The 24,536-nt window shown below is 63.4% G+C and carries 21 protein-coding genes and 1 tRNA gene; 13 read left to right on the forward strand and 9 right to left on the reverse strand.

What is annotated here, in order from left to right; all coding sequences use genetic code 11:
• Positions 1 to 157 precede the first annotated feature (157 nt).
• Together CDV44_RS12630 and CDV44_RS12635 are read left to right on the forward strand one after the other, a co-directional pair.
• A complete protein-coding gene (locus CDV44_RS12630; RefSeq protein WP_087688324.1) occupies positions 158 to 1,273 on the forward strand; it encodes a YeeE/YedE family protein in 1,116 nt (371 codons plus the stop codon).
• A gap of 105 nt (positions 1,274 to 1,378) precedes the next feature.
• Positions 1,379 to 1,454 (forward strand) — tRNA-Lys (locus tag CDV44_RS12635).
• Positions 1,455 to 1,790: 336 nt separating this feature from the next.
• Here the strand turns inward: CDV44_RS12635 and CDV44_RS12640 are convergent.
• Positions 1,791 to 2,777 (reverse strand): hypothetical protein, encoded by a 987-nt coding sequence (locus CDV44_RS12640; RefSeq protein WP_249277523.1) that lies wholly within the window; start codon positions 2,775 to 2,777, stop codon positions 1,791 to 1,793.
• Positions 2,778 to 2,921: 144 nt separating this feature from the next.
• On the opposite strand from CDV44_RS12640, the gene CDV44_RS12645 reads away from it, so the two are divergent.
• Positions 2,922 to 4,202: an NRAMP family divalent metal transporter gene (locus CDV44_RS12645; protein ID WP_087688747.1), complete on the forward strand. Its 1,281-nt coding sequence runs from the start codon at positions 2,922 to 2,924 to the stop codon at positions 4,200 to 4,202.
• Between the two features lie 32 nt (positions 4,203 to 4,234).
• On the opposite strand, the gene CDV44_RS28050 is transcribed toward CDV44_RS12645, so the two are convergent.
• Positions 4,235 to 4,387, reverse strand: a complete 153-nt coding sequence (locus tag CDV44_RS28050; RefSeq protein ID WP_170935969.1) for a hypothetical protein — start codon at positions 4,385 to 4,387, stop codon at positions 4,235 to 4,237.
• 304 nt (positions 4,388 to 4,691) lie between these two features.
• On the opposite strand from CDV44_RS28050, the gene CDV44_RS12650 reads away from it, so the two are divergent.
• The 6 genes from CDV44_RS12650 to CDV44_RS12675 all read left to right on the forward strand — a co-directional run bounded on the left by CDV44_RS12650 (position 4,692) and on the right by CDV44_RS12675 (position 11,351).
• Entirely contained in the window at positions 4,692 to 5,411 is a 720-nt protein-coding gene (locus CDV44_RS12650) for a hypothetical protein (RefSeq protein ID WP_087688325.1), read from the forward strand.
• A 217-nt stretch (positions 5,412 to 5,628) separates the two neighbouring features.
• Positions 5,629 to 6,828, forward strand: coding sequence for an acyl-CoA dehydrogenase family protein (locus CDV44_RS12655; protein WP_087688326.1), 1,200 nt, complete (start codon positions 5,629 to 5,631; stop codon positions 6,826 to 6,828).
• A 113-nt stretch (positions 6,829 to 6,941) separates the two neighbouring features.
• On the forward strand, positions 6,942 to 7,937 hold the full coding sequence (locus CDV44_RS28460; protein ID WP_249277524.1) for an ABC transporter substrate-binding protein: 996 nt from the start codon (positions 6,942 to 6,944) through the stop codon (positions 7,935 to 7,937).
• Entirely contained in the window at positions 7,934 to 8,743 is an 810-nt protein-coding gene (locus CDV44_RS12665; RefSeq protein ID WP_249277525.1) for an ABC transporter ATP-binding protein, read from the forward strand. The genes CDV44_RS28460 and CDV44_RS12665 overlap by 4 nt, the downstream gene beginning before the upstream one ends.
• Positions 8,740 to 9,678: an ABC transporter permease gene (locus CDV44_RS12670; protein ID WP_087688329.1), complete on the forward strand. Its 939-nt coding sequence runs from the start codon at positions 8,740 to 8,742 to the stop codon at positions 9,676 to 9,678. The genes CDV44_RS12665 and CDV44_RS12670 overlap by 4 nt, the downstream gene beginning before the upstream one ends.
• The gene (locus CDV44_RS12675; RefSeq protein WP_087688330.1) at positions 9,675 to 11,351 is read left to right on the forward strand and encodes an amidohydrolase; all 1,677 of its coding nucleotides are present in this window, start codon (positions 9,675 to 9,677) and stop codon (positions 11,349 to 11,351) included. Before CDV44_RS12670 ends, CDV44_RS12675 begins: the two co-directional genes overlap by 4 nt.
• A gap of 54 nt (positions 11,352 to 11,405) precedes the next feature.
• Here CDV44_RS12675 and CDV44_RS12680 read toward each other — a convergent pair whose 3' ends face one another.
• From CDV44_RS12680 to CDV44_RS12700, 5 genes are all read right to left on the reverse strand, one after another.
• Positions 11,406 to 12,971 carry a NuoM family protein gene (locus tag CDV44_RS12680; RefSeq protein ID WP_087688331.1) on the reverse strand — a complete coding sequence of 522 codons (1,566 nt, stop codon included), beginning with the start codon at positions 12,969 to 12,971 and terminating at the stop codon, positions 11,406 to 11,408.
• Between the two features lie 454 nt (positions 12,972 to 13,425).
• Positions 13,426 to 14,046: a flavin reductase family protein gene (locus tag CDV44_RS12685; RefSeq protein WP_087688332.1), complete on the reverse strand. Its 621-nt coding sequence runs from the start codon at positions 14,044 to 14,046 to the stop codon at positions 13,426 to 13,428.
• Between the two features lie 84 nt (positions 14,047 to 14,130).
• Positions 14,131 to 15,081 (reverse strand): glycerophosphodiester phosphodiesterase family protein, encoded by a 951-nt coding sequence (locus CDV44_RS12690; protein ID WP_087688333.1) that lies wholly within the window; start codon positions 15,079 to 15,081, stop codon positions 14,131 to 14,133.
• A 13-nt stretch (positions 15,082 to 15,094) separates the two neighbouring features.
• Positions 15,095 to 16,669, reverse strand: coding sequence for a hypothetical protein (locus CDV44_RS12695; RefSeq protein WP_087688334.1), 1,575 nt, complete (start codon positions 16,667 to 16,669; stop codon positions 15,095 to 15,097).
• Positions 16,670 to 16,671: 2 nt separating this feature from the next.
• Complete coding sequence (locus CDV44_RS12700) at positions 16,672 to 17,553, reverse strand: hypothetical protein (RefSeq protein WP_141118727.1); 882 nt, start codon at positions 17,551 to 17,553, stop codon at positions 16,672 to 16,674.
• Positions 17,554 to 17,986: 433 nt separating this feature from the next.
• Here CDV44_RS12700 and CDV44_RS12705 point away from each other — a divergent pair, with 433 nt between their 5' ends.
• The 3 genes from CDV44_RS12705 to CDV44_RS12715 all read left to right on the forward strand — a co-directional run bounded on the left by CDV44_RS12705 (position 17,987) and on the right by CDV44_RS12715 (position 21,650).
• Entirely contained in the window at positions 17,987 to 19,375 is a 1,389-nt protein-coding gene (locus tag CDV44_RS12705) for a caspase family protein (protein ID WP_087688336.1), read from the forward strand.
• A 190-nt stretch (positions 19,376 to 19,565) separates the two neighbouring features.
• The gene (locus CDV44_RS12710; protein ID WP_170935970.1) at positions 19,566 to 20,219 is read left to right on the forward strand and encodes a DsbA family oxidoreductase; all 654 of its coding nucleotides are present in this window, start codon (positions 19,566 to 19,568) and stop codon (positions 20,217 to 20,219) included.
• Between the two features lie 6 nt (positions 20,220 to 20,225).
• Entirely contained in the window at positions 20,226 to 21,650 is a 1,425-nt protein-coding gene (locus CDV44_RS12715) for an MFS transporter (RefSeq protein ID WP_087688338.1), read from the forward strand.
• Positions 21,651 to 21,659: 9 nt separating this feature from the next.
• On the opposite strand, the gene CDV44_RS12720 is transcribed toward CDV44_RS12715, so the two are convergent.
• Positions 21,660 to 22,298 (reverse strand): DJ-1/PfpI family protein, encoded by a 639-nt coding sequence (locus CDV44_RS12720; protein ID WP_087688339.1) that lies wholly within the window; start codon positions 22,296 to 22,298, stop codon positions 21,660 to 21,662.
• A gap of 89 nt (positions 22,299 to 22,387) precedes the next feature.
• Here CDV44_RS12720 and CDV44_RS12725 point away from each other — a divergent pair, with 89 nt between their 5' ends.
• Positions 22,388 to 23,719, forward strand: coding sequence for a PLP-dependent aminotransferase family protein (locus tag CDV44_RS12725; protein ID WP_087688340.1), 1,332 nt, complete (start codon positions 22,388 to 22,390; stop codon positions 23,717 to 23,719).
• Positions 23,720 to 23,768: 49 nt separating this feature from the next.
• Here the strand turns inward: CDV44_RS12725 and CDV44_RS12730 are convergent, their stop codons facing one another.
• Complete coding sequence (locus tag CDV44_RS12730; protein WP_087688341.1) at positions 23,769 to 24,530, reverse strand: YdcF family protein; 762 nt, start codon at positions 24,528 to 24,530, stop codon at positions 23,769 to 23,771.
• Between the last annotated feature and the right edge of the window lie 6 nt (positions 24,531 to 24,536).

Below are 24,536 nucleotides of genomic sequence, written 5' to 3' on the forward strand. Positions count from 1 at the left end.
GGGATGCGCACAGGCCAACGGCCTGCGCGACATGGCGACCGCACCCGCGACGTGCAATCACCGAGTGTGAAATGCGCGTCAGATAACAACAATAGCCGGCTGCGCCCCGCGGCTCGCGACCATGCATTGAACGGCCGGGCACGGCCGGTCTCGCCTCATGACAGACGTCGATCTCACTGCCCTCTCCCACACCGTTGTGTGGCTCACCTTCGGCCTGGCCTTCGTGTTCGGCGCCGTCTTGCAACGCACCCACTTCTGCACGATGGGGGCTCTTTCCGACATCGTGAACATCGGTGACTGGAACCGCATGCGTATGTGGTGGCTGGCCATCGGTGTGGCCACCATCGGCACGGGTGTACTGGCCTCGCTGGGCATCATCGACCCGATCAAGGCGATCTACACGACGCCGCGCTTCACATGGCTCTCGTATCTCGTCGGCGGCTGGCTGTTCGGCTTCGGCATGGTGTTGGCATCCGGCTGCGGCAGCAAGACACTCGTGCGCATCGGCGGCGGCAACCTGAAGTCGCTGCTCGTATTCGTGATGATCGGTCTGTCGGCGTACATGACGCTCAAGGGCTTGTTTGCGGTCTGGCGTGTTGCGGCACTCGACAGCGTGCAGACGACGTTTGCCACGTCGCAGGATCTGCCGACGTTGTTGAGCGGCGTGTTCGGGGGCGACCTGCATCGTGCACAACTGGTGCTGGGGTTGGTGATTGGCGGTGCGTTTGTGATCGCCGCACTCGCGCGCCGTGAATTCTGGACGTTCGACAACTTGCTGGGCGGCCTCGTCGTGGGCGCCATCATCGTGGCACTGTGGTACGTGTCGGGCAAGATCGGTTACGTCGCAGAAAATCCGAACACGCTGGAAGAGAGTTTCGTCGCCACCAACTCCGGCAAAATGGAAGCGTTGTCGTTCGTCTCGCCGCTGGCCTACACGCTGTACTGGTTGATGATGTGGAGCGACACGAGCAACGTGATCACGTTGGGCATTGCGAGCGTGCTGGGCGTGATCGTCGGTTCGTTCGCCTATGCGCTCGCATCGCGCACGTTCCGCTGGGAAGGTTTTCACGGCACCGAGGACACCGCCAATCATATGGTGGGCGGCGTGTTGATGGGCTTCGGTGGCGTGACGGCGCTGGGCTGCACGGTGGGCCAGGGGTTGTCGGGCGTGTCGACGCTGGCGTTGGGCTCGTTCGTGGCGATCGTGGCGATTCTTGTGGGCGGCGTCTGCGCGTTCAAATATCAAATGTGGCGTATTGAGCGCAGCGTTTGAGGAAATTCCGCGCAGTATGCGAGAAATCGTGCGCGAACTGACATATTCGCGCCACACAAGTATTGACACTATAGCGAAGTCATCGCTATAATCTTTTTCTTCGTTGGGTCGTTAGCTCAGTTGGTAGAGCAGCGGACTTTTAATCCGTTGGTCGCAGGTTCGAGTCCCGCACGGCCTACCAAACGAATTCAAAGGGCTTGCAGAAATGCAAGCCCTTTTCTATTGGTTCTCCAGACAAGTCTGCTGCTCCGCAAGAATCATTTCGCCGGAGTAACGCGGGCACCTTCTTCCGCCTCCTCCGCTTGATCTCAACGTGTTGAACGGCTGGCCGCTATCATGCGCCGCAGTCACGCGTTCAATGCACGAACAGTGCGATCAGGATAATGATCGGAATCGGAACACCGAGAAACAGGAGAAGAAGCGAACGCATGGCGGCCTCCGTAGGCGAGATATCGGGATCGGGATAAGCGGGGATAAGCGGGGATAGGCGGGGCAGCGAGGTAACGGCATTGCGGCGTTATCGACCATCGCGTTGTCGACCGCCGAACGTGGCTGCCAGGCTCGCAAAGAACGCACCGATGAGTAGCGAAATGAAAAGCCACAGCGCCGCGTAGGCCGATGCCTTACGCGCCTTGTTGGCAGCATCTTTTGCCGCAGCCTCGGCCGCGACCAGCTTCGATTGCATGCCGGCATACGCGTCACTCACCCGCTTTTCGGCATCTTGCGGCGTCAGGCCGGTGTACTGCGCGACACATTGCGCGGCGTATTGCATATCGCCGGCTGGCAGTGGCCCCGTACGGATGCTATGCAGAAAGATGCGGGCGACCTCGGCCTTTGCAGACACAAGCGTTGCTGCCGCTGCCCGCTCCGGCGGCGTGCTGCCGTCGGCAGGCGCCACTGCCGCGACAGTGGCGACGGCGGCGCCAGGTGCCGCCCGGAACAACGAATCCATGACATACCCAACGCCACCCGCTGATCCCGTCGCGCCACGCCCCCCGTCCGACGCCGTCGTGGCGCCCCCCGTCAGCGCGACATCGGCCAATGCAGGTGCGGCGGCGGGGGCGCCCGCGTTGACGATCGAACCAATCACTGATGTCAGCAGCACGGCGCTCGCCAGCGACGCAACCGCCCACGCCAGAAAACCATGCGCCGTGTCGCGAAAGTAGCTTTCGTCCCTGTGAACGTCAGGCCACGGCGTGCGCAACCGACCCGCGAGATACCCCCCCATGCCGGCAGCAACCAACTGGGTCAGCGTGACCCAGAGAATCGTCGAGACACCGAAAGCCTTTGCGCTCAAGCCCTGATGCACCCAAGGAGACACCGACGAGAGCCCCAGACCGGCCCCCAGCATTAACAGGATCAATGACAGCGCCGCGGCGCAGAGCCCTCCTGCGAAAATCGCGCTCCACGAAACGGCACTGGCGGCAGGCAGCGCAAGAGCATTCACATCGCCTGCCGCGTCGGCGGGTGAGTTCAGTACGTTACGTTCGGTTAGCTGATTCATGAGGTCCTCTCGTCAACCATTGGGGTCAAGTCAAGGTTATAGGCGCCAGCGAGGTTGACTTCAGTCGGATAGCGTACCGACGAGATCGACCTGCCTGCCTAGTGTGGCCGAGACAACCCGTCAGTCGCTTTCAAGGTGGACATCGTGCCGCTCGCCCCCAACGCACTCCAGAAGAATCAATCGCTTTGGGAAAAGCTCGGACCCGGCTTGATTACAGGCGCAGCGGACGATGACCCGAGTGGCATCGCAACCTACTCTCAGGTCGGCGCCGCCTTCGGCTACGGCTTGTTGTGGACCGCGCTGGTGACCTATCCGCTCATGATCGGCATTCAGATCGTGAGCGCACAAATCGGACGAGTCACAGGGCATGGCATCGCGGCCAACATTCGAAAGCACTACCCGGCATGGTTGCTATACAGCCTGGTTGGCCTGTTGCTGCTCGCCAATACGATCAATATCGCGGCGGACGTCGGAGCCATGGGCGCGGCGTTGAAGCTGCTAATCGGTGGCCCGGCCGTTTGGTATGCGGTCGCGTTCGGGGTGATCTCGCTCACGCTTCAGGTCTTCATTCCGTTTCCCCGTTACGCTCCGATCCTCAAAGTGCTGACACTCGCCCTGCTTGCCTATGTCGCCACCGTGTTCAGCGTCAAGATTTCATGGGCAGAAGTGCTGTACCGAACCGTGATTCCCCACGTGACATTCAACGTCGGCTACATCGTGGCGGTCGTCGCGGTTTTCGGCACGACCATCAGCCCTTACATGTTTTTCTGGCAAGCGTCTCAGGAAGTCGAAGTGCAGCGCGCGACCGACGGTCAGGAGCCACTGACTCAGGCCCCCTGGCAAGCGTGGCGAAATCTGCGGCGGATCAAGCTCGATACGTATGTCGGCATGGCGTTCTCGAACGTGATCGCGTTTTTCATCATCCTGACGGCGGCAGTCACGCTTTACCAGCACGGGGTCAGAGACATCCAGACATCGGCGCAGGCGGCCGCCGCGTTGCGGCCGCTCGCCGGTGAATTTGCATTCCTGCTGTTTTCCGCCGGCATCATCGGCTGCGGCTTGCTGGCAGTCCCTGTGCTCGCGGGGGCATCCGCCTACGCGGTGGCCGAGGCGTTTGAATGGCGTATCGGTCTTGGCCGCGAAGTCATGCAGGCGCGTGGCTTTTATTCGATATTGACGCTTGCCACCCTGCTCGGCGTTGCACTGAATTTCACCGCCATCGATCCGATCAAGGCGCTCTTTTGGAGCGCCGTGATCAATGGAGTGATTGCCGTACCGATCATGGTGATCGTCATGCTGATGGCGGCGAGGCGCGATGTGATGGGCAAATTCACGATCCGCTGGCAGTTGAAGGCGCTGGGGTGGTCGGCCACCGGCATCATGGCCTGTGCGGTCATCGTCATGTTTGCCACGTGGGGGCAGTGAGGTACGACGCACCCAGTCGATATCTGAACCGACTACCGGTCTCGCCATTGCCCGTTGTCGCGATCATGATCGTGATCGTAGCCACCGCGCCCCCCGCCGTGATCGTAACCGGGGCCAGGGCCCCACCAGCAACCGCCCAGTGTGAGCACGACGAACATTAACAGCAAACCTCGAACGACTTTCATGACGTCCTCCGTCCAGAGTTGACATCGGTACCGTCGATCGCCGGCACAGACGTCTTCAGTACCTCATCAAGGCACCTTGCGCGCCGACGCCGCCAATATCCGTCCGGTATCGCACACGGCGCGAGAAACACCTTGCCGCAACGGGGCGCGCCGACGACCTCACGGCCCAAGCCGCTAAAGTTTCCATCGCACATGCCGAAGTAACGTTCTGGCTCCGGACGACGTGTCGGTAAATATCAGGCCGTCTGATGGGGAAGCGGGTGCGGGAAGTCACCCCGATGAATCAATGCTGCGGAGAATAGGCATGTCGGTAAAAGCGGTACTGGGGGTTCTGATGGGCGTTGCTGTCGTCAACACGGCGGGCGCCGCCGATTCGGGAAGTTGGATCACGGCGGCGGAGTCGCCCGGTTACACGTGGCAGGCGAAGAAAGGCAGCGGCGGCCTGATGAACGTCGATGGCAAGAAGAACAACGGCTACAAATATCTGTACCAGACCCGCAACAAATCGAAAGGCACCTACGAATACGGACAGGCCTTCGTTCTGCTGGAATCCTGCAAGAAGGGCTACGGCTACGTCTACTACAACGGCATGGAAGGTCAGTTCTTCGGCAAGGATGCTTTCGTGCGCTTCGGCCCCTCCGTCGCCGACAATCTCGGCAGCCTCGCCTGCCTGAGTTGGGATGACGATACCGGCAAGGTGTCGAGAAAAGACAACGACAACGTCTGGGAAGTGGGTTCGGTCGCGGAGAAATCCGGCAATCGCTACATGCTCAAGACCGATACGGTCCAACGCCGCAGCTTCAAAGGCAAACCGTCGATCGCCGCGCTGTCCCGCAAGGATGACCTGAGCAAGAAGACCTTCTCGTACAGCGAATACGTGATCGCAGTTGCCGACTGCCAACGCGGCTTCGGCACGATGTACGAATTGAATTTCGACGGCACTGTCATCGATAAATCCGACGTCGCTCTCAACGGTGACTCCGTGATCTCCGGCCTCACCGGCACACTTTGCGGCAAGCTGTAATCCCCACCTTTCAAACTGCCGGCCACCGCATCACCCGGCCGGCAGCCCCATCAGAACAGCCGTGCCGGCAACCCGCCACGACGGCCTCGCAGATAACCTAATACGCAAATATTGGTTTGGTTCATGTACCGCGCTCCCTATAGTGCGTCGGGTGGCTGTTCACGCCTGTTCAGGCCACCCCGGACTATCAGACAAGCATCAGACGAGTAGTGGAAGCATGGATGAGCCTTTCCTTGACGAATGGGTGCCAGCACACCCATTCGGTGAACACGCAGCAGCAGTCATCGCCGTCGCGAACGCGCTGAGATCTTCGGCAGCGCAACGCGATCGAGACGGCGGTACGGCCTGGCACGAGCGAGAAGTGCTTCGCGACAGCGGCCTTCTCGCCCTCGCCGTCCCGCGCGACTTCGGTGGTCTCGGTGCCGACTGGCCGTTGATCCTGCGCGCAGTACGGCGTCTCGCCGTCGAAGACAGTTCACTCGCCCATCTCTTCGGCTTCCAGCATCTGCAAGTCGCGTCCATCCGCCTGTTCGCCTCGCCCGAACAGCAGACTCACTATCTCGGCAGCACCACCGAACATCGCTGGTTCTGGGGCAACGCCGTCAATGCCCGCGACACGCGACTCACCGTCACACGCACATCGACGGGCTTCGAGCTCAACGGCATCAAAAGCTTCTGCTCGGGCGCGAAAGGCTCCGACATGCTCAACATCTCGGTCACGCTGGGCGACGCCCCCGGCGATCGCCTCTTCCTCGCGATCCCAACACAACGCGCCGGCATCACCGTCAATGACGATTGGGACAACCTCGGGCAACGACAGACCGATAGCGGCACGATCACCTTCGATCGCGTCGCCGTCAGTGCCTCGGAAGTACTCGGCCCTCCCGGTGTCGCCAGCAGCCCGCGCGCCACGCTGCGCAATCTGATCGGGCAACTCATCCTCACGGAAATCTATCTCGGCAATGCACTGGGCGCGCTAAGAGACGCCATCGGCTACGTCAGGGAACGTGCTCGCCCGTGGGCCATGGCGGGCGTCGCCACCGCGAGCGACGATGCGTTGCTGCAACTCCGCACCGGTGGCATGTGGCCGCGCCTGAAAGCCGCCGTACTGCTCGCCGACGACGCCCTCATCGAATTTGAACGCGCTTGGCAAACAGGCCTCGATCTGAGTGCACAAGCGCGTGGCGACGTTGCCCTGCGCATCAGTGCAGCACGCCTGCACGCCGGGCGCATCGCGCTAGACATCACTGCCGACATCTTCGAACTCATGGGCGCGAGCGCCACCACGCGTCGGGACGGCTTTGACCGCTATTGGCGCAACGTGCGCGTGCACACGCTGCACGATCCCCTCGACTATCGACAGAAAGCGCTCGGACAGTGGCTGCTCACGGGGCAGCTTCCCGACCCTTACGGCTAATCGCCGCGCCGATGAATCGACATATCGACATGACAAGAGAACAGCCCATTCCGGGCTGCGATGACTGACCACGGTAACGACAAAGAAGGCTGATCATGAATGAGAAGTTGAGCATGGATCGTCGGGGATTCGTCAAAACGCTGGGCGCGCTCGGCATGGGGCTGAGCCTCACGCCAGCCGCCCGCGCGGCAGACAAAATTGTGGTCGCGGAAAGCCAGGGCTTCAGCTGGGCGATCCCGTATCTGGTCTCGAGCAAGAACTACTGGCAGCCGCAGGGCATCGAGGCAACAACGTTGGCCTTCACGTCCGGCCGACTCGCGTTCGACGCCGTGCAGGCAGGCAAAGCCCAGTTCGCCACCACCACGGACAGTGTCGTCGGCCTCGCGGGCGCCAACGGCGTCAACACCGTCATCGTGGCGGAGTTCACGCGACTGTCGAGCGGCATGGTGGTCGCGGCCCGCACCGATCGCGGCATCGACACGCCCGCGCAACTCAAAGGCAAGCGTATCGCCACCCCGCTGGGCACCAGCGGGCACTACTTCCTGTCGCGCTATCTTTCGCTGTGGGGCCTCAGTCTCAAGGACGTAACGCTGGTGAACGTGGGCGGTGGCGATGTCGTCTCGGCCATCGGGAAGAACGGCGTAGACGCCTTCGCATGGGGCTTCGATTCAGGGCAAAAGGCCGTGGCCGATTACCCCGGACTGGTTCGCCTGCTCCCCGACACGGGATTGGAAAAAGTCTTCGTGAGCCATTACGTGCTGACCGCGCCGGAATCGGTCGTGCGTCAGCAGCCCAAGCTGGTGGAAGGCGCCGTGCGCGCGCTGCTGGCCGCGGAGAAGTTCTATCGCGGACAACCGCAGGAAGCCGTCGCACTCGTGGCAGAACGCACCAAGACCTCAGTGGCCGCCACACAGGCAGGTTTCGGCACCATGCAAGTCGGCGTGCGCCTCGACAATCGGCTGCTCGACGACCTCGTGCTCAACGGCGAATGGGCGATCAATGCCGGTTTGGCCCAGCGCCCGAAGGAAGATTTGCGAACGCTGTACAAGAAGCTCGTCTACACCGACGCGCTCAAGGCCGTGGCGCCAGACCGGGTGACGCTGTCGTGAGCGCCGCCCCACGCGCCGCATCGCTTGCGCCAGCGACGCCTGCGGTCTCGATACAAGGCGTTTCGCAGCTATACACGACGCGGACCGGTGACCTGAACTGGGCGCTGACCGACGTCGATCTGGAAATCAACGACCGCGAGTTCGTCTGCGCCATTGGCCCCAGCGGCTGCGGCAAGACCACGTTGCTCAACATGATTGCCGGGTTCATCAAGCCGACCTTGGGCACGGTCTGCGCACATGGCCAACCAATCGATGGCCCCGGACCGGATCGCGGTGTCGTGTTTCAGGAATACGCGCTGTTCCCGTGGTTGTCCGCACGGCGAAACGTGGAATTCGGCTTGAAGCAGCAAGGCGTCGACCGTTCACAGCGACGCGCTCGCGCAGAAGCATTGCTCAAGCTCGTCGGACTGGCGCATGCAGGCGATCGCTATCCCTTCGAGTTGTCGGGCGGCATGCGCCAACGTGTCGCAGTTGCACGCGCGCTGGCCACCGAACCGCGCGTCCTGCTCATGGACGAACCCTTTGCCGCCATCGATGCACTGACGCGTGCGCTTCTGCAAGACGAACTGCTGCGCGTCTGGCGAGAGCTGGAGCTTTCGATCTTCTTCATTACGCACAACATCGAAGAGGCAGTATTCCTCGCACAGCGCGTCGTCGTCATGAGCCCGCACCCGGGGCGCATCCACGAAATCATCGACGTGCCCCTGCCCTACCCGCGCGAGCGCGGCGACCCGGCGTTTGGCCATATCTACGAGCGCATCAGCCGGGCTTTCGAATCATTGAACACGACGGAGAGCGCAGCGTGAGCGCCAACCCTCAATCCAATACCGCCAACCTCGCTCACTTCAGCGACATCCCGGAAGTGCGAGCGAACCCGGCACCCTCGAAACAGGCGAGCCATCAGGACGCGCTCAAACGCCGTGCCATCGAAGACGCCGTACGGCAAAAGCGCCGCACCCGCCATTGGAGCGCCGTTGGCAGGCAATCGCTGCTGGGCGTGCTCGGCTGTCTGATCTTTCTGGCGATCTGGGAGGTCGGCCCCCGCCTGATCCCGGGCATCAATCTCAACATGTTCCCGCCGCCCTCTCGGGTCGCGGGCGTGTTCGCCGAAATGACTTGGGGAACGGGCGAAATATGGCCGCACATCGCCGCGAGCCTGCAACGCGCGCTGTGGGGTTTCCTGCTCGGCTCATCGCTCGGCGTCATCGCGGGCGTACTGACCGGCCATTTCGCCACGCTGCGCCACCTGAGCGATCCGGTGCTGCACGGGCTGCGAGCCATCCCGTCCATCGCCATCGTGCCGCTGGCGATCGTGTGGTTCGGTCTGGGCGATCTCTCCAAGGTCATGCTGATCGCATGGGGCGCGTTCTTCCCTGTGTGGATCAATACGTTTTTCGGCGTACGCGATATCTCTCCGGCGTACCTTCGTTCGGCGGCATCCCTTGGCACGCGTCCGATCGCGATTGCGCTTCAGGTGGCCTTGCCGGCAGCACTGCCGTTCGTGTTCGCCGGACTCCGGCAGGCGACGTCGGTCTCGTTCGTGGTCCTCGTCGCGGCCGAGCTGGTCGGTTCCGAGAAAGGGTTGGGCTACCTGATTTCGTTCGCGCATCTGGTGTTTCGCGTCGACATCATGTTCGTCGGCCTGATCTATCTCGGCGCGGTGGGTTTCGTCGCCGATCAACTGTTTGCGTGGCTGCTGCACCGGATGTTCCCGTGGTACGGGGCGGAGGCGAAGCGATGAGCGCCAAGGCCGATCTCATCCTGCATGGGGGGCAAGTCCTCACCATGGAGCGCAACGCCGCGCCTGCGCAGGCCGTTGCCATCGCAGGCGATCGTATCGTCGCCGTGGGCACCGACGCCGAGGTGCGAGCGCAATCGCAAGCGCCCCACACCCAATTGATCGACCTCGATGGCCGGACCGTTATCCCCGGCGTGATCGACGCGCATGCGCATATGGAGCGCGAGGGGCTGAAGACCTTGCGCCCGTCGCTTGCCCACGCACGCCAGTTGTCCGACGTACTCGACGTCATTCGACACGAAGTACAACGCGTTCCCAAAGGCGAGTGGATCATCACCATGCCAGTGGGTCAGCCGCCGTTCTATTTCGACGGCCCGCTGACGCTCGCGGAAAAGCGCATGCCGGATCGCTACGAACTGGACGCCGTCGCGCCCGATCATCCGGTGTACATTCCCGGGCTGTTCGGCAACTGGGGCGTCCCGCCGGGCTTCAGCGCCCTCAACTCGCTGGCGCTCGCGCGCAATGGCATCCATGCCGACACGTGCCCGGATTGCGATGGGATCAACATCGAGATCGGCGCCGACGGCAGACCCTCCGGCGTGATCGTAGAGACCAACAAGCGGCCGTTGATCGAGTTTTCCGTGCTGTCTCAGGTGCCCGCCTTCAACTTTGCCGATCGGCTCGAAGGATTGCGCCGCTCGCTGCCGCTGTACCACGCCTTCGGTACGACGAGCGTGTACGAGGGCCACGGCTCCGCGCCGGAAAGCATCGCCGTCTATCGCGCGCTGTGGGAGGCGGGTGAACTGACGATGCGCACTCGCCTGTGCGTCAGCCCCACGTGGAACGATGCGGCCGAAGCCCGTCTGGCCATGCGTGACTGGCTATCATTTGCACGAGGTAACGGACTGGGCGACCCGTGGTTCTCGGTTTCCGGCGTATTCATCGGACTGGGCGGCTCCCCGGCGACCGCACGTGCCGTGCGCAAGGTGCTGCCGAATACCGGATGGTCGGGCTTTGTCGAATGGGCCAACCGGATTGAAGATTTCAGCGACTACGCGTGGCTCGCTGCCGAATTCGATCTGCGCGTGCACAGCGTCGTGATCGATCGGTTGAGCGAGGTGCTCGACGTGTTCGATGCCATCGACAAACACTTCCCGTTAGCGGGACGGCGCTGGGTCGTGGAGCATGTGGGACGCACCGATCCGGCAGATTTCGCGCGCATCAGGCGCCTTGGCCTGCGCGTCACGACCATTCCGTTTTACATGCTCTGGAAGAACGGCGCGTCACGTCTGCAAGAAGACGGCAACGGCAATCACTTCGTTCCGCAGCGCGCGCTGCTCGAAGCGGGCATCGACATCGCCTCAGGGAGCGACAACATTCCGGTGAGCCCCTTCAGCGCGGTATGGGCCAGTGTCGTCAGAACGGAACGCACTACCGGCCAGATCATCGGTCCCGACCAACGGCTGACTCGCATGCAGGCACTCGAGACGGTCACACGCAACGGCGCCTACCTGAGCTACGAGGAGTCGCTGAAAGGCACCCTCACGGTCGGCAAATGGGCCGATCTGGCCGTGCTGGACACCGATCCGCTGACAGCCTCTGACGAAGCACTGCTCACCGTGCAAGCGAGCCTGACGCTCGTCGGCGGCTGGGAAGTGCATCGCACCGGTGAATAAAAAGAGGGGGCATGCTCGCGCTTGCCCCCTCTCTCTCTATACAACCTGCGACCTTCAGGCCGCCGGCTGCACACCCTTCACCGTCACCGAAGCTCGCCCGGCGGCGTCACCATGCCGGCGCCCTGCCACTTCGCTGCTCCCCGGATCGTTGGCCGGCAGACGATGTTGTTCGATCCCCTGCACCACCTGAATCGCGGTCGCATCGATGCCGTCCGTCAGCGGCTTCGGATCAAGACCGATAGCCAGCACCATCACCGCCATGGCGCCTAGCAGCGCAAATTCGCGACGGCTCACATCCTTGAGCGACGCCACGCTCGCATTGCCGACACGTCCGAAGATCACGCGCTTGTACATCCAGAGCGTGTAGGCCGCACTGAGCACCAGCGTCAGCGAGGCGAGCGCCCCGATCCAGAAGTTGGCCTTGATGGCGCCCATCAACACCAGAAACTCGCCGACGAAACCCGACGTGCCCGGCATGCCCACGTTCGCCATCGAGAACAGCATCGCGAACGCGGCAAAACGCGGCATCGTTGCCGCCACACCGCCGTATGCGTCGATCGACGAGCTACCCGTGCGGTCATACAACATGCCCGTGCACAGCAGCATGGCCCCCGAGACGATGCCGTACGAAATCATCTGCATCACCGCGCCGTCGGTGCCCATTTCCGAGAACAGGAACAGGCCGAGCGTCACCAGCCCCATGTGCGCCACCGCCGAATACGCCAGCAGCTTGCGCAAGTCGGTCTGCACCAACGCCACGAGGCTCGCGTAAATCACCGCGATCAGCGACAGTACCACCATCACCGGCGCGACGAAGTGGCTCGCATCCGGCAGCAGCGGCAGATTGAATCGCAGCAGGCCATAGCCGCCCATCTTCAACATACCGAGCATGACGGCCGCGCCCGTCGGACCATCGAGGTGAACGTCGGGCAGCCACGTGTGCACCGGCCACATCGGCACCTTGACCGAGAACGCGCCGAGGAATCCGATGAACAGCATCACCTGCACCGCCAGCGGCAGATGCAGTTCGTGCCAGCGGGCGATATCGAAGCTCTGCGTCTGCATGTAGAGATACAGCATCGAGAGCAGCATCATCAACGAGCCGGTCAGCGAGAAGAAGAAAAACTTCACTGCCGCGCGCGTGCGATTGGCCCGCCCGTACACGCCGATCAGCAGATACAGCGGCAGCAATGTGGCTTCGAAGAACACGAAGAACAACATGCCGTCCTGCGCGGTGAACACGCCCTGCATCAGCCCGGAGAGCACGAGGAAGCTGCCGAAGTACGCGCTCATGCGCGTGGTCACTGCGCGCCACGACGCGAGCACCACGATGATGGTCGTCACGCCGGTCAGCGCCACGAGCCAGAGCGAGAGGCCATCGATACCGACGTGCCATGACGCATCGAACGACGTGATCCAGCGGAAATGCTCAACGAACTGCATATCCGCCACGCGCGTGTGAAAGCCGCGCACGAGCGGAATGATCGGCAATGCGGCAACCACCGCTGCCACGAGCGATGTCCAGCGTACGGCGTTGGGATGGCGGTCCTGCCCGAGCAGCATGATGAGCGCGCCGGCCAGAATGGGTGTCCAGATAAGAAGCGACAGGATGGGAAACATGGGGGGAGAGTCCTGGTGTGCTGCAACAAAAACAGAGAGCAGAAGCTCTCCATCGACGCAGCCAGGCACGAATCGACCCCGCACGCATCACCCATGGCGATGCGCGCTAATCAAGGCATATCAATGCCCGCAGGAAGGGACGCCAGGCGCGGCGGCGTCAATGAAGGTCGCAAGCATACGCGGCTCGAAAACATTTTGCACCGCAGCAAATTTTACAAATGATTGCGAGCGCATTATCCGACCGGCCGGTCGATGAATGAGGGCGTACGCGCAGCCCCGCCCCGCAACGTCCACCGGTGGACGCGACGAAACCCGCGACGATGTCAATCGCGCGCCGCGTCGATTTCGTCAATAGCGCATTGCGGAAAATGCAGGGATTGGGAGAGATGGCGAGCGTTTGCAAGACGTGAGCGAAGGAACGCCCACGACTTGCAAACGATGCAAAGCGGGATTATTACGCTTTCGGCCGGCGCAGATCGAACATCGGGCCGATTTCGGCATAGTCGCCGAGATAACCGGCGCGCATGACCGGATGCGCCTTCAGGGTATCGAAGGTGCCGTCTTCACGCAGAAACTCGCGGCGGATATGCACACCGACCACCTGCCCGAGCGCCAGCCAGTTGTTCATCGGCTTGCCTTCGAGATCGTGCAGGCGAACCACCTGCAACAGCTTGCATTCGAGCGATGCGGGCGACTCGGCCACGTGCGGCACGCCCACGTTGACGCCGGGCGCTTTCGTCAGCCCGGCCAGCTCGAACTCGTCGACATCGCTCGCCACCGGTGCAGAGGACTTGTTCATCTGCTCGACCAGCGACTTGCTGGTCAGATTCCAGACGAACTCGCGCGTCGCCTCAATGTTCGAGATCGAATCCTTGAAGCCTTCGCTACAGAAGCCGATGATCGGCGGGAACGTCGCAAAGGCACCGAAAAAGCTGTACGGCGCGAGGTTGACCTGCCCTTGCGCGTCGCGGCTGGAAATCCAGCCGATGACGCGCGGCGCAACGATTGCCTTGAACGGATCGTGCGAGAGGCCGTGGCCTTGGGCGGGGTCGTAGAAATGAACGTCGTTTGTCATGGGGGCGGAAGGTGTGGGCGAAAGGTGTCAGCGCAATGATCTGACGATGCTAACGCATCCAGCCGGAGTCGGCATAACGCTGCACTAGCGCTGCCCGATCACCTGCGTCACACGGCGGCAAAATGCCTGTGCATCGCCATCGATCACCGCGCCACTGGGCAGCTTGCCCGTGCGCGCCTTGGCATGACCGATGGCTTCCGCCAGCGCCTCGTCGCCCTGCACGGCGTAGGCGAAGACGGCGAGCCGGGTATCGGCGGCGTCATCGAGCAGATACGGATTCGCGTCCATCGTGCGCGCGTCGACGTGCACGCCTGCGGGCAAACCCAGTTGCGCGACGAGGTGGTCCATCCATGCGCGATTGAGCACCGGCGCTTTCGAATGGCGCGCGACAAACTTTGTGAGCTTGTTCGATCCGGCCGCCTCGGCATTGCGCCCATCGAACACGATCAGCCCCATATAACCCTGACGATCTGCCGTGCGGGCGCAGCGCAGGTTCTGCAACAACCCGGACGTGAGGAACCAGTTGCCGTGCGGCACGCCCTGCTTCATTTGCGTCACCAGCCCCTGAATCGGCGTGCAGCTGCTGACCACCTCCTTGATCTCGGCGTTCAGCGTCTTGCCGGGGAAGGTGTTCGCGATGGCGAGCACATCGGCGAGGAACGGCGGCGGCTCGTTGGTCTGGCGGCCATTGAGCGTCATGCGCGCGTTGCGCCATTCCGCCTGCGTCAGTTGCGACACCGGTCGTGGCGCGCCCGCCAGCACGGAGCGTCCCGTCTGCAAGTCGTGATGCAGCACCCACGTGCCGTCGCTCAGTTGCTGCATGTCGGTCTCGACGCCGTCCCATGCACCGGCATAGCCGGTCTGCAAAGCCCGTGCCGAATTCTCGGGCGCGGTGGCCGAGCCGCGATGCGCATGAATCTGCATGCCCAGACACGAGGCAAACACCTGCGTGCTGAAGCCAATCGCGCCGATGCTGACGGCAAGCGCCGTCACGGCAGTGCGCCGCAAACGCGGCAAGGTGGAGAAGTTCGTCATGTCGCGTGCGTCCTTACATTGCCTTCTTCGAGGCGCTGACCTGCGGGTCGTAACCGTACTTGAAGCCCATTAGCACGTCTTGCCGAATGGCTTCGTTCAGCGGATAGCCGTAGCCCTGCCCGACCACCACGACATGTGCAATGTTGGTGAGCACGTGACCACCCGATGTGCCGCCGCTTGCCCACGCCATCATCTGATGGAACAGGTCGCTGCGCGTGATGACGTTCGACGAAAAGGAAAACGCCGCCCACACGCCGATCAACCCCGAGAGCAGCACCGCGAGCGTTGCACGCGAGGCGCGCTTGCTCAGCTTCCCGTCGGCACCGGCGCGCGCGAGCATGACGCCCTTGGCCGAGAGGAACAGCAGCTTCGAGAAGTGACCGATGGCGCCCAGCAGCGAGAAGAACAGCGCCACCGCCGGCACGATGGCCGCACGCGTGGCGTCGAGGCCTTCCTTCGCCCACTTGCCGCCGTCCGCGTAATCGCTGGCGGGGGCATCAAGCTGCACCATCATCTTGCGCGTTTCTTCATCGACCGCCTGCTCGAACAACTGCTCGAACGACGCCGCACTCGTGTAGCTCGCCTGCACCACGGCTGTCGCCGGCAGATGCATTTCTTCACGCAGCTTGTTCTGCACGCCCCGGCGCGCGACAAACGCCTCGTACGGCAAGCCCGGCGGAATCGTCTCGCCGCCGACCTCTACCGACTGCACGCGGCGTGCCGCCTGCTGGCGGTATTTCACCCCCACGGCACGATAGAAACTGACCATGTCGCCCGGATTCCAGTTCGACGGCAGCGCGGGCAGATCGCGCCGCACGCTCGCCGACACCTTGCCGCGCGCATAGAACGGCACGGTCTCCGGCTGCCAGCCGCGACGGCTCAGGCGCGAGCGATAGTCGTTCCACGCGCGCTGTTGCTCCTTCAGCAGATCGGGGTCGCCATCTGAAATCACGGCGGCGTACTTGTTCCAGTCTTTGTGCAGTCGCTTCATGCCGTCGGTGTACTGGTCGTAATACGACTGCACACCGCCCATCTCTCGGCGCACTTTGTCGCGCACGAGCGTGGTCTTGACCGCACGCGTTTTCTCGTCAAGACGATCAACCGACACGGCCATCACCGGAAACAACGCGAGAAACGCCTTGCCCTCCGGGCGCGCGAAGCCCCCGTCGCCCACACCGAGGCCGTCCAGTTGCAGGCGGCCATCGACCAGCGAACGCTGCATCAGCACCGTGTTGGCCGCCGTGCGCCGAAACTGCGCGTCACGGGTATTGACGAGCACGTCGACCAGCGTCTTGATGGCGAGGAACACCACGACGATCGTCACCGCACACGCAATGACGATCGTGCGGTACGACGGCTTGCCCTGCCCGCCCTTGGCGCGGCGCGTGAGCATCAGTTGCAACACCACGAGCGCCGCCGCAATGCCCGAGAGCGTGCGGCCGAAGTACTCGATGTGATGCACGTCGTCGGGCGTCGCCGCCCCGCCGACCACATCGAGCAGGCGTCCATTGAAGCCGAGTTCGAAAATCAGATACACCACGGTGACGGCGATCAGAAAGGCCGTCTGCTTGAGCAAGGTAGTGCGCACGGTCAGTTCCGGAGGTCGACGCGAACAGGTTTGACTTCTTCAGTGGCGAACGAGAGCGTGTTCGACGCGACGGGGCCCGCAGGCGGTGCCGGAATCGTGCGGCCACCCGACGGCGCGTTGCTCGCGACAGCAGGCGCATTCGGTGCCTGCGCCGGTGCGGCCGGGACAGTCTTTTGACGGCGCTTCGGCGGGTTCGAGGCCGTCGCACGTGCGCCATTCGTGTTGGCGTTCTGCGGCGGCAGCGGTGCGAAGCGATTCGCGTCGGCCGGATCATCGATGGCCTTGAGCGATCCATCGGCGAACGGCTTGCGGCGGATGTCGACACCCGGCGGCACCGGAATGGCCGACTGAAGCAAGCGGCTGTCCATGTACGTGTGGCGCACGAGGCGGCCGTTGCCGGGAAAGTCGAACACGAGCGCACGGCCGTTGTCGACCAGATCGGCACGCGGACGATCCTGACAATTGCCGAAGGTCCAGCCGAGCACGTCGCTGCCCTGAATGGCATACAGCACGTACTTGAACGGGCAGTTGTTCTCTTGTGTTTCGAACACCACAACAGAGCGATCGCCGATCGTCTCCGAACGCACGAGCCGCGCGGTCATGGCGTTGCCCAATGGCAGCACGCGCATGTAGCGTTCGAGCTTAACGGTGTACTTGCCGTTGCTACGTCGCAACACACCTTCGGAGCCGTCGGCGAGCTTGAACGTGTCGACGGTCGTGCCGAAGACACTGGCCTCGTCGAACCCGTAAGTCATGTTGCCGTTTTGATTGCGGGTCACGGCGCAGCCGCCCAACCCGAGGGAAACCGCCATGGCGCCAATGGCCATGACGCGCGCACGCCGCATCGCGACGAGGGCGTGACATCCGCCTGCAAGTCGTTTCATTCTTATTGTCTGGTCGTCTTTTTCTGTGTGCCAGATTCCCACGCAGTACGATGCAATTCGTTCCGAACCGTCGCAATCCGTCGTGTGAATCCTCCCCGGCAGGACGTCTGGCGCAGTGCCGTTACACGGCACGCTTCGGCATCCTGAGCGGCGCATTCTCGCACAAATGATCCTGCCGCAGCATGACGAAACAGGCAGGTCCGCGCCGTTGTCGTCCCGGGTTCGCCGCCGGTGATTAAGAGGTTCATTCTCTGCTATGCTCTGGCGCGCTCAAAAGTGACGCACGCGGGGCATCGTACCGGTGTCTCCGGCCAGCCACATCTGTCAGAAAGTACAGGTACCCGCGCACGCGGATGTGTGGTCGCATACCGGGCTTGTCTTACCTGATGGGCACCGCTGCCTCGTTCGTCATCCGCCATTTGCCACACACACCATGACGCCTGCCTCGCTACTCCGTTGGCTGTTCGCCCTCGTCTGCGCGATGACCGTCGCGACGGCGTCCAGCGCTGCGCCGCCAGCGGCCTCCGCCGCCACATCCGCACCCACACCCGCGCCCGCACGCAAGGTGGCGCTCGTCGTCGGCAACAGCGGCTATGACGGTGGCGACCGGCTGATCTCGCCCGCAGGCGACGCCAAGCTCATGGGCGAAGCGTTCCGGCAACTCGGGTTCGAAACGAAGATCGCGCAAGACCTGTCGCTGGAGGAGTTCAACGCGGCGACCGATTGGCTCACGCAGCGCGCGCGGGGCGCCCAGGTCGCGGTTCTCTATTACGCCGGGCACGGCTTCGAGGCGGGGGGCGACAATTTTCTCGTGCCCGTGCACACGGGCGTGCCGGTGTCGGCCATGACCCGCAAGCTGTTGCTTGAGCGTGCCTCGCGTCTGGCGGCCGTGCGCATGAAAGTGATGGCCTCGTCGCCCGCGTCGTTCATCGCACTGATCGATGCCTGCCGCGTGCCCTCGCGCGGCCCGACCGGCCCCGGGCTGAAGCCCGAGAAAGTCGGTCAGGGCGAATTGATCGCCTTCTCGACGGCCGATCAGGCGGCGGCCTACGACTCGATGCGCACGTTCGGCAAGGCCATCGACAACAGCCCGTTCGCCTACTATCTCGCCATGAACGTGAAGGCGCCGGGCGCCACCATCAAGCACGCGCTCGAACTCACGCAGCAGCAAGTGACCGAGATCACCGGCGGCCATCAGCGGCCGTGGATCGCCAGCGGCCTCATCGGCGACGTGCCACTCGCGGCGCAGTATCTGGTGGCATCCAACCCGGTGACGCCGCGCAACGCGCCACAGGCAGCCACCGTACGCGGTGCGCCCAACAGCGTTGGCGGTCCGTCGAACGACGGCACGCAAGCCCAACGCGCTAACGCGTGGGACGACGCCGAGTACCGCCTGAGCGTCGCGGCACAACGGGCCGACCGCAACGACATCGCCGCCTTGCGGGCGCGCAAATCTGATCCGGCGGCACTCACCACGCTGGGCATGATTTACGAGGAAGGCTACGGCGTGCCCGCCGATCGCAAGTCGGCCATGACGTACTACCGCCGCGCGGCGGGCATGGGCTATCCCATCGCGCAGACGCTGCTCGGCGAAGCCTATTTCGAGGGCAAGGTTGTGCAGCGCGACTACGCCGAAGCCGAGAAGTGGTTTGCGCGGGCGTCGTCGCAGGACTACACACGCGCCCGGCTCGACCTCGCCCATGTGCGCATGGTGCGCGGACAAGGCGCTGGCGGCGGCATGCAGAACTGGGCCGATGCGGCGTCGATCATGATCGACTCGCTCAAGCGCCAGCAGCAGCAACTGGTGCCGCCCAAGCCCTAGGGCATCCGTCTGGCTAGGCAGGACTGACGGGATGTTGTCCTGCATCACGCCGCGTTTCGCACCATGAACCGGCGTTATGAAACGCGGCACGTCCGGGCGCGATCAGGCGATTTGTGCGACGATTGCGATGTTGCGTCGCGCCAAGGCGACGCGTTTTTCATTGCACGCGCCGCCACGGCGCCGTCAGCCCATGCCAGCCACCCTCAACATCGACTTTGTCTCCGACGTCGCGTGCCCTTGGTGCGCCATCGGCCTTGCCTCCCTGAAGACCGCCCTCGGCCGTCTGGGCGGCGAGGTCAACGTCGACCTGCACTTCAGCCCCTTTGAGCTGAACCCCGATATGCCCGTCGAAGGCGTGCCGCTTGCCGATTACATGTCGCGCAAGTACGGTCTCTCACCCGAGCAACTCGCGCAGAATCAGGCCAATATCAGCGCCCGTGCCCAAGCAGAAGGCTTCCCGATGCGCATGGATCTGCGCACGCACGCCTACAACACGTTCGACGCGCATCGTCTGCTGCACTGGGCACAGACGGTCGATAACGACAAGCAACTCGCGCTCAAGGAAGCCTTGTTCCGCGCGTATTTCGTCGACGGCAAGCGCACGAGCGATCCGGAAGTGCTGATCGAAGCCGTCAGTCAGGCCGGGCTGGATCCGGCGCGTGCCCGCGAAATTCTGTCCACGGACGAGTACGCCGAGCAAGTGCGTGCGCTGGAGCGTCACTATCAGAATCTCGGCATCAGTTCGGTGCCCGCGATCATCTTCAACAACCGCCATCTCGTGAGCGGCGGTCAGCCGCCGGAAGTCTTCGAACAGGCCATCCGCCAAATTCTGGCCGAGGGCTGATCCGTCATGTCATCGTTGCCCCCGACCGCCGACACCCCGGCGGCGAGCGCCTCCGCTGCTGCGAGTGTGACCCGCGCAACCCAGACGCACGAACCGCCGGCCAACGGCCGCGGTCTGGCCATGACGGCGATTTTGCTCGCCGTCTCACTGGCCAGCCTCGACACCGCCATTTGCAACACCGCACTGCCGCAGATGGCGATCGATCTGAACACCACACCGTCGGCTTCCGTGTGGATCGTCAACGCCTATCAACTCGCGATGGTCGCCACGCTGCTGCCGTTCGCGTCACTCGGTGAGCGCGTCGGCCACAAGCGCGTGTTCATGGCGGGGGTGGCGGTCTTCCTGATCTCCTCGATACTGTGCGCGCTGTCGCCGTCGCTCGGCTTTCTCGCCGTGGCGCGATTGCTGCAAGGCGTGGGCGCGGCGGCCGTGATGAGCGTGAACATTGCGCTCATCCGGTTCCTGTATCCGCCGCATCAGTTGGGGCGCGGCGTCGGGTTGAACGCACTCATCGTCGGTATCTCGTTCGCCATCGGGCCGACCATTGCATCGCTCGTGCTCTCGGTGGGCAACTGGCCGTGGCTGTTCCTGATCAACGTGCCGACTGGCCTGCTCGCACTCGCCTTCGGGCGACGTAATCTGCCCGACACGCCGCGCAGCGAACACAAGCCCGACACGGTGGCTGCGCTGCTCAACGTCATGACGTTCGCGCTGCTGATCTTCGCGCTGGGGCAAAGTGCGCAACAGGCCGACTGGCGTCTGACGCTGGCGTGTTTCGTGGGTGCAGTGGTTTGTGGCTGGGCACTGATTCGCCGCGAACGAGGTCATCGCGCCCCCATGCTGCCGGTCGATTTGCTGCGTCTGCCCGCGTTCGCGCTGTCGACCGTGACCGCCATCTGCGCGTTTGCGACGCAGGGCCTCGGGCTCGTTTCGCTGCCGTTCTACTTCGAGAATGTGTTGCATCGCAGCCCGATCGAGACCGGCTTTCTGATGACACCGTGGCCGTTCTTCGTGGCGGCGATTGCGCCGGTCGCTGGACGCTTGTCGGACCGTTATCCCGCCGGCATGCTGGGCGCCATCGGTCTTGGCATGCTGAGTATCGGCATGACCTTGCTGGCCGTGATGCCCGCGCATGCCGAGGTCTGGGACATCAGTTGGCGCATGGCGCTGTGCGGTCTGGGTTTCGGTTTCTTCCAGTCGCCGAACCTGAAGGCGTTCATGCATAGCGCACCGCCTGAGCGCAGTGGCGGCGCGAGCGGCATGGTCGGCACGTCGCGCTTGCTCGGTCAGGCCACGGGGGCGGCACTGGTCGCGCTGGCGTTCGGACTCGTCGGCACGCATGGCTCCACGCTCGCGCTCGCATGGGGTGCCGCGTTCTCCGCTGCGGGATGTATCGCGAGCGGCCTGCGGCTGGTGCGGCGGGCGGCCTGAGCGCGCGGCTTACACGCCGACCAGCGATGTCTCGGGAGTGTCGTGCAGATAGGGCGAAATGTTCGCCATCGCGCGCGTCACGTATTCGATCTTCTCGCCCACCGGCGCCACGTAGTGCATGGCGCTGCGAGCCGCTTCGAAACCCTCCAGACGCGCGATCATCCACGCTGCCAGATATTGCGAGGCAAGGCATCCGCCAGCGGTCGCCACGTTGCCCTTCGCCATGAACGGTTGATCGAGCACCGGGACGCCTGCCTCCTGCACCCACGGCTTCGTCGTGAGATCGGTGCACGCGGCAACGCCATTCAAGAGCCCCAGCTTGGCGAGGACCAGCGTTCCCGAACACTGCGCGCCGATCAACTGACGCGCCGGATCGAGGCGCAGCCGCGACATCAACGCGGCATCGGCCACGACATCGCGGGTCAGCATGCCGCTGCCGACCAACACCGCATCGGCTTCACTCGCGTCTTCCAGTGACGCCTGCGCCTCCATTACGACGCCGTTCATCGACCGCACCTTGCCGGTCGGGCACGCGATCGACACGCGCCAGCCGGGGCGTTTGACCCGGTTGAGAATGCCGAGCGCGATCAGCGAGTCAAGTTCGTTGAAACCTTCAAAAGTCAGAATGGCAATGTGCGTGGAGCGCATGGGGGGCCTCGTGGGTTGCGGCGTTGTATTGCGGCATCGTAGAGCCGATAATCATGACAATCAAATAATTGTCATGGATACACTTCCCCATGCCGCAGGCACGCTACAAGCAGTTGGTCGACCGACTGGCCGACGACATCAGGACACAACGGCTGCGTCCGGGCACGCGCCTGCCGACGCATCGCGAGCTCGCGGCGCGCGAAGGGCTCGGGCTCGTCACGGCGACTCGCGTCTACGCCGAGTTGCAGGCGATGGGGCTGGTGAGCGGTGAGACCGGTCGTGGCACCTTCGTGCGAGAGGCGCTGCCCAGCGCCCAAGGCAGCTATCTGTACGGATGGAGTACGGAGCGTGTCGATCTGACCTTCAACGCGCCGACCTTGCCGGAACAGGCGGGACTGTTACGCACGGCACTGCGTCAGTTGGCGGCGGGCGGCGATCTGGAGGCACTGCTGCGATATCAGCCGCACGGCGGACGTGAGCACGAAAGAGAGATCGTGGCGCGTCATGTGCAACGTCGGGGACTGACGGTATCGCCGGAATCCGTGTTGATCGTGAGCGGCGGCCAGCACGGGTTGGCAACAACGGCGATGGCGTTGCTTGAGCCCGGTGATGTCGTCGCCGTGGACGCGCTCACCTACCCCGGCTTCAAGTTGGCCGCCGAGGCCTGCCGGCTGGAGCTTGCGCCCATTCCGGCGGCCGGCCATGGGCCAGATCTCGACGCACTGGCCGCGCTGTGCCGGCAACGCCGCGTGCGCGCGGTGTACACCATGCCGACGCTGCACAACCCGCTGGGCTGGGTGATGAGCGCGACGCGGCGTCGCGAGTTGGTCGCCATCGCACGTCAGCACGGCTTGTTGCTGATCGAAGATGCGGCGTACGCGTATCTCGCGGAAGATGCGCCGCCTCCGTTGGCCGCGCTCGCGCCGGAGCGGACGGTCTACGTTTCGAGTTTCTCCAAGAGTGTGGCGACGGGCCTTCGCGTTGGCTTTCTCTGCGCACCGCCGGAATGGGTGCCGAAGCTCGAACGTGCGATTCGCGCGACGACATGGAACACCCCGGCGATGATGACGACGATTGCCTGCGGGTGGGTCGAAGACGGCACGGTGGAACGAATGGAAGCCGAGAAGCGACGCGACGCCACCATCCGTCAGGCACTCGCGGCCGATCTGCTGGATGGACTCACGCGCATCGGCCACCCGGCGTCGTACTTCGTCTGGCTTCCCCTGCCGAACGAGGTACGGGCCGACGCGATCACCCACGCGTTGATGCAGGAGAACATCGCTGTGTCGACCGCGGAGCCGTTCGCAACATCGCCGCAGGTGCCGCACGCGATTCGGTTGGCCCTTGGCTCCGTTGCAATTCCCGCCTTATCGCAGGCCCTGCAAACCGTGGCCCGGGTGATTGCGGATCAGACGTATTGATGTGAGTGGCAGGCGATGCGCATCGAGTGCTATACAACGCCGCCTGAAATCACGCCTGCCCCGGCAACGTTCTCTCCGGGTTCCAGCCGAGTGCGTTGTAGGCGTGATAGCGAGCGATCCCGATGTATTCATGCAGCGCGAGGTCGGTGACGGTGAAGTTGTAAGCGAGCGGCAACAGGGACGGCTGGGCCTGCAAATAGTCGCCGCGCACCAGCGTTGCCGCGACACCGAAGTGCGAGAAGTAGAGTGCGCCGCGTTGCAGGTGAAAGCCTGACGACACGATCACCACACGATCCGCGCCGTGCGCTTTCAGGATGCCCGATGTGAACTCGGCGTTCTGCCATGTGTTCATGCTCTTCGGCTCTTGCTTGATATCGCCAACGGGGATGCCCATGCGGACGAGGGTCGTCTGATAGACAGCCGCTTCCGATTCGCCGGTCTTTCTGGCGTCGCCGCCGCTGACGATAATCATGCAATTCGGTTTAGCTTGCCGACAGGCTTGGTATTGCTCGACCGTCTCGACAAAGCGGGCATACGAAAATGCGCCCGGCTCTACGCCATCGGCCCCGGCAACGCGCTGCGTTCCGGCGCCCAACAGAACGATCACATTACGGTCGCCCCATGCAATGGCCGGCTTGGCGGCGTCGCGCGATTGCAGCTCGCCGAGCATCCATTGCGGCACCCAGCCGCAGCCCACGGCAAGAAACAGCACCGCGCACACGGTGAATAACGTGATGCTGGTACGGCGCCACTTGAGGCGCCCTAGAAGGCAGGCAATGGCAGCGATTACAATCAGTACGGCCAACGACATACAACT

It is taken from the genome of Pandoraea sp. PE-S2R-1, from assembly GCF_002179865.1.
Classification (GTDB): domain Bacteria; phylum Pseudomonadota; class Gammaproteobacteria; order Burkholderiales; family Burkholderiaceae; genus Pandoraea.

Bases quoted from the DNA above. Each gene is read 5' to 3' on its own strand.
- CDV44_RS12715 (WP_087688338.1), top strand. From the start codon at position 20,226: ATGTCATCGTTGCCCCCGACCGCCGACACCCCGGCGGCGAGCGCCTCC.
- CDV44_RS12650 (WP_087688325.1), top strand. From the start codon at position 4,692: ATGTCGGTAAAAGCGGTACTGGGGGTTCTGATGGGCGTTGCTGTCGTC.
- CDV44_RS12675 (WP_087688330.1), top strand. From the start codon at position 9,675: ATGAGCGCCAAGGCCGATCTCATCCTGCATGGGGGGCAAGTCCTCACC.
- CDV44_RS12710 (WP_170935970.1), top strand. From the start codon at position 19,566: ATGCCAGCCACCCTCAACATCGACTTTGTCTCCGACGTCGCGTGCCCT.
- CDV44_RS28460 (WP_249277524.1), top strand. From the start codon at position 6,942: ATGGATCGTCGGGGATTCGTCAAAACGCTGGGCGCGCTCGGCATGGGG.
- CDV44_RS28050 (WP_170935969.1), bottom strand. From the start codon at position 4,387: ATGAAAGTCGTTCGAGGTTTGCTGTTAATGTTCGTCGTGCTCACACTG.
- CDV44_RS12640 (WP_249277523.1), bottom strand. From the start codon at position 2,777: ATGAATCAGCTAACCGAACGTAACGTACTGAACTCACCCGCCGACGCG.
- CDV44_RS12730 (WP_087688341.1), bottom strand. From the start codon at position 24,530: ATGTCGTTGGCCGTACTGATTGTAATCGCTGCCATTGCCTGCCTTCTA.
- CDV44_RS12630 (WP_087688324.1), top strand. From the start codon at position 158: ATGACAGACGTCGATCTCACTGCCCTCTCCCACACCGTTGTGTGGCTC.
- CDV44_RS12655 (WP_087688326.1), top strand. From the start codon at position 5,629: ATGGATGAGCCTTTCCTTGACGAATGGGTGCCAGCACACCCATTCGGT.
- CDV44_RS12725 (WP_087688340.1), top strand. From the start codon at position 22,388: ATGCCGCAGGCACGCTACAAGCAGTTGGTCGACCGACTGGCCGACGAC.
- CDV44_RS12700 (WP_141118727.1), bottom strand. From the start codon at position 17,553: ATGAAACGACTTGCAGGCGGATGTCACGCCCTCGTCGCGATGCGGCGT.
- CDV44_RS12680 (WP_087688331.1), bottom strand. From the start codon at position 12,971: ATGTTTCCCATCCTGTCGCTTCTTATCTGGACACCCATTCTGGCCGGC.
- CDV44_RS12685 (WP_087688332.1), bottom strand. From the start codon at position 14,046: ATGACAAACGACGTTCATTTCTACGACCCCGCCCAAGGCCACGGCCTC.
- CDV44_RS12705 (WP_087688336.1), top strand. From the start codon at position 17,987: ATGACGCCTGCCTCGCTACTCCGTTGGCTGTTCGCCCTCGTCTGCGCG.
- CDV44_RS12720 (WP_087688339.1), bottom strand. From the start codon at position 22,298: ATGCGCTCCACGCACATTGCCATTCTGACTTTTGAAGGTTTCAACGAA.
- CDV44_RS12690 (WP_087688333.1), bottom strand. From the start codon at position 15,081: ATGACGAACTTCTCCACCTTGCCGCGTTTGCGGCGCACTGCCGTGACG.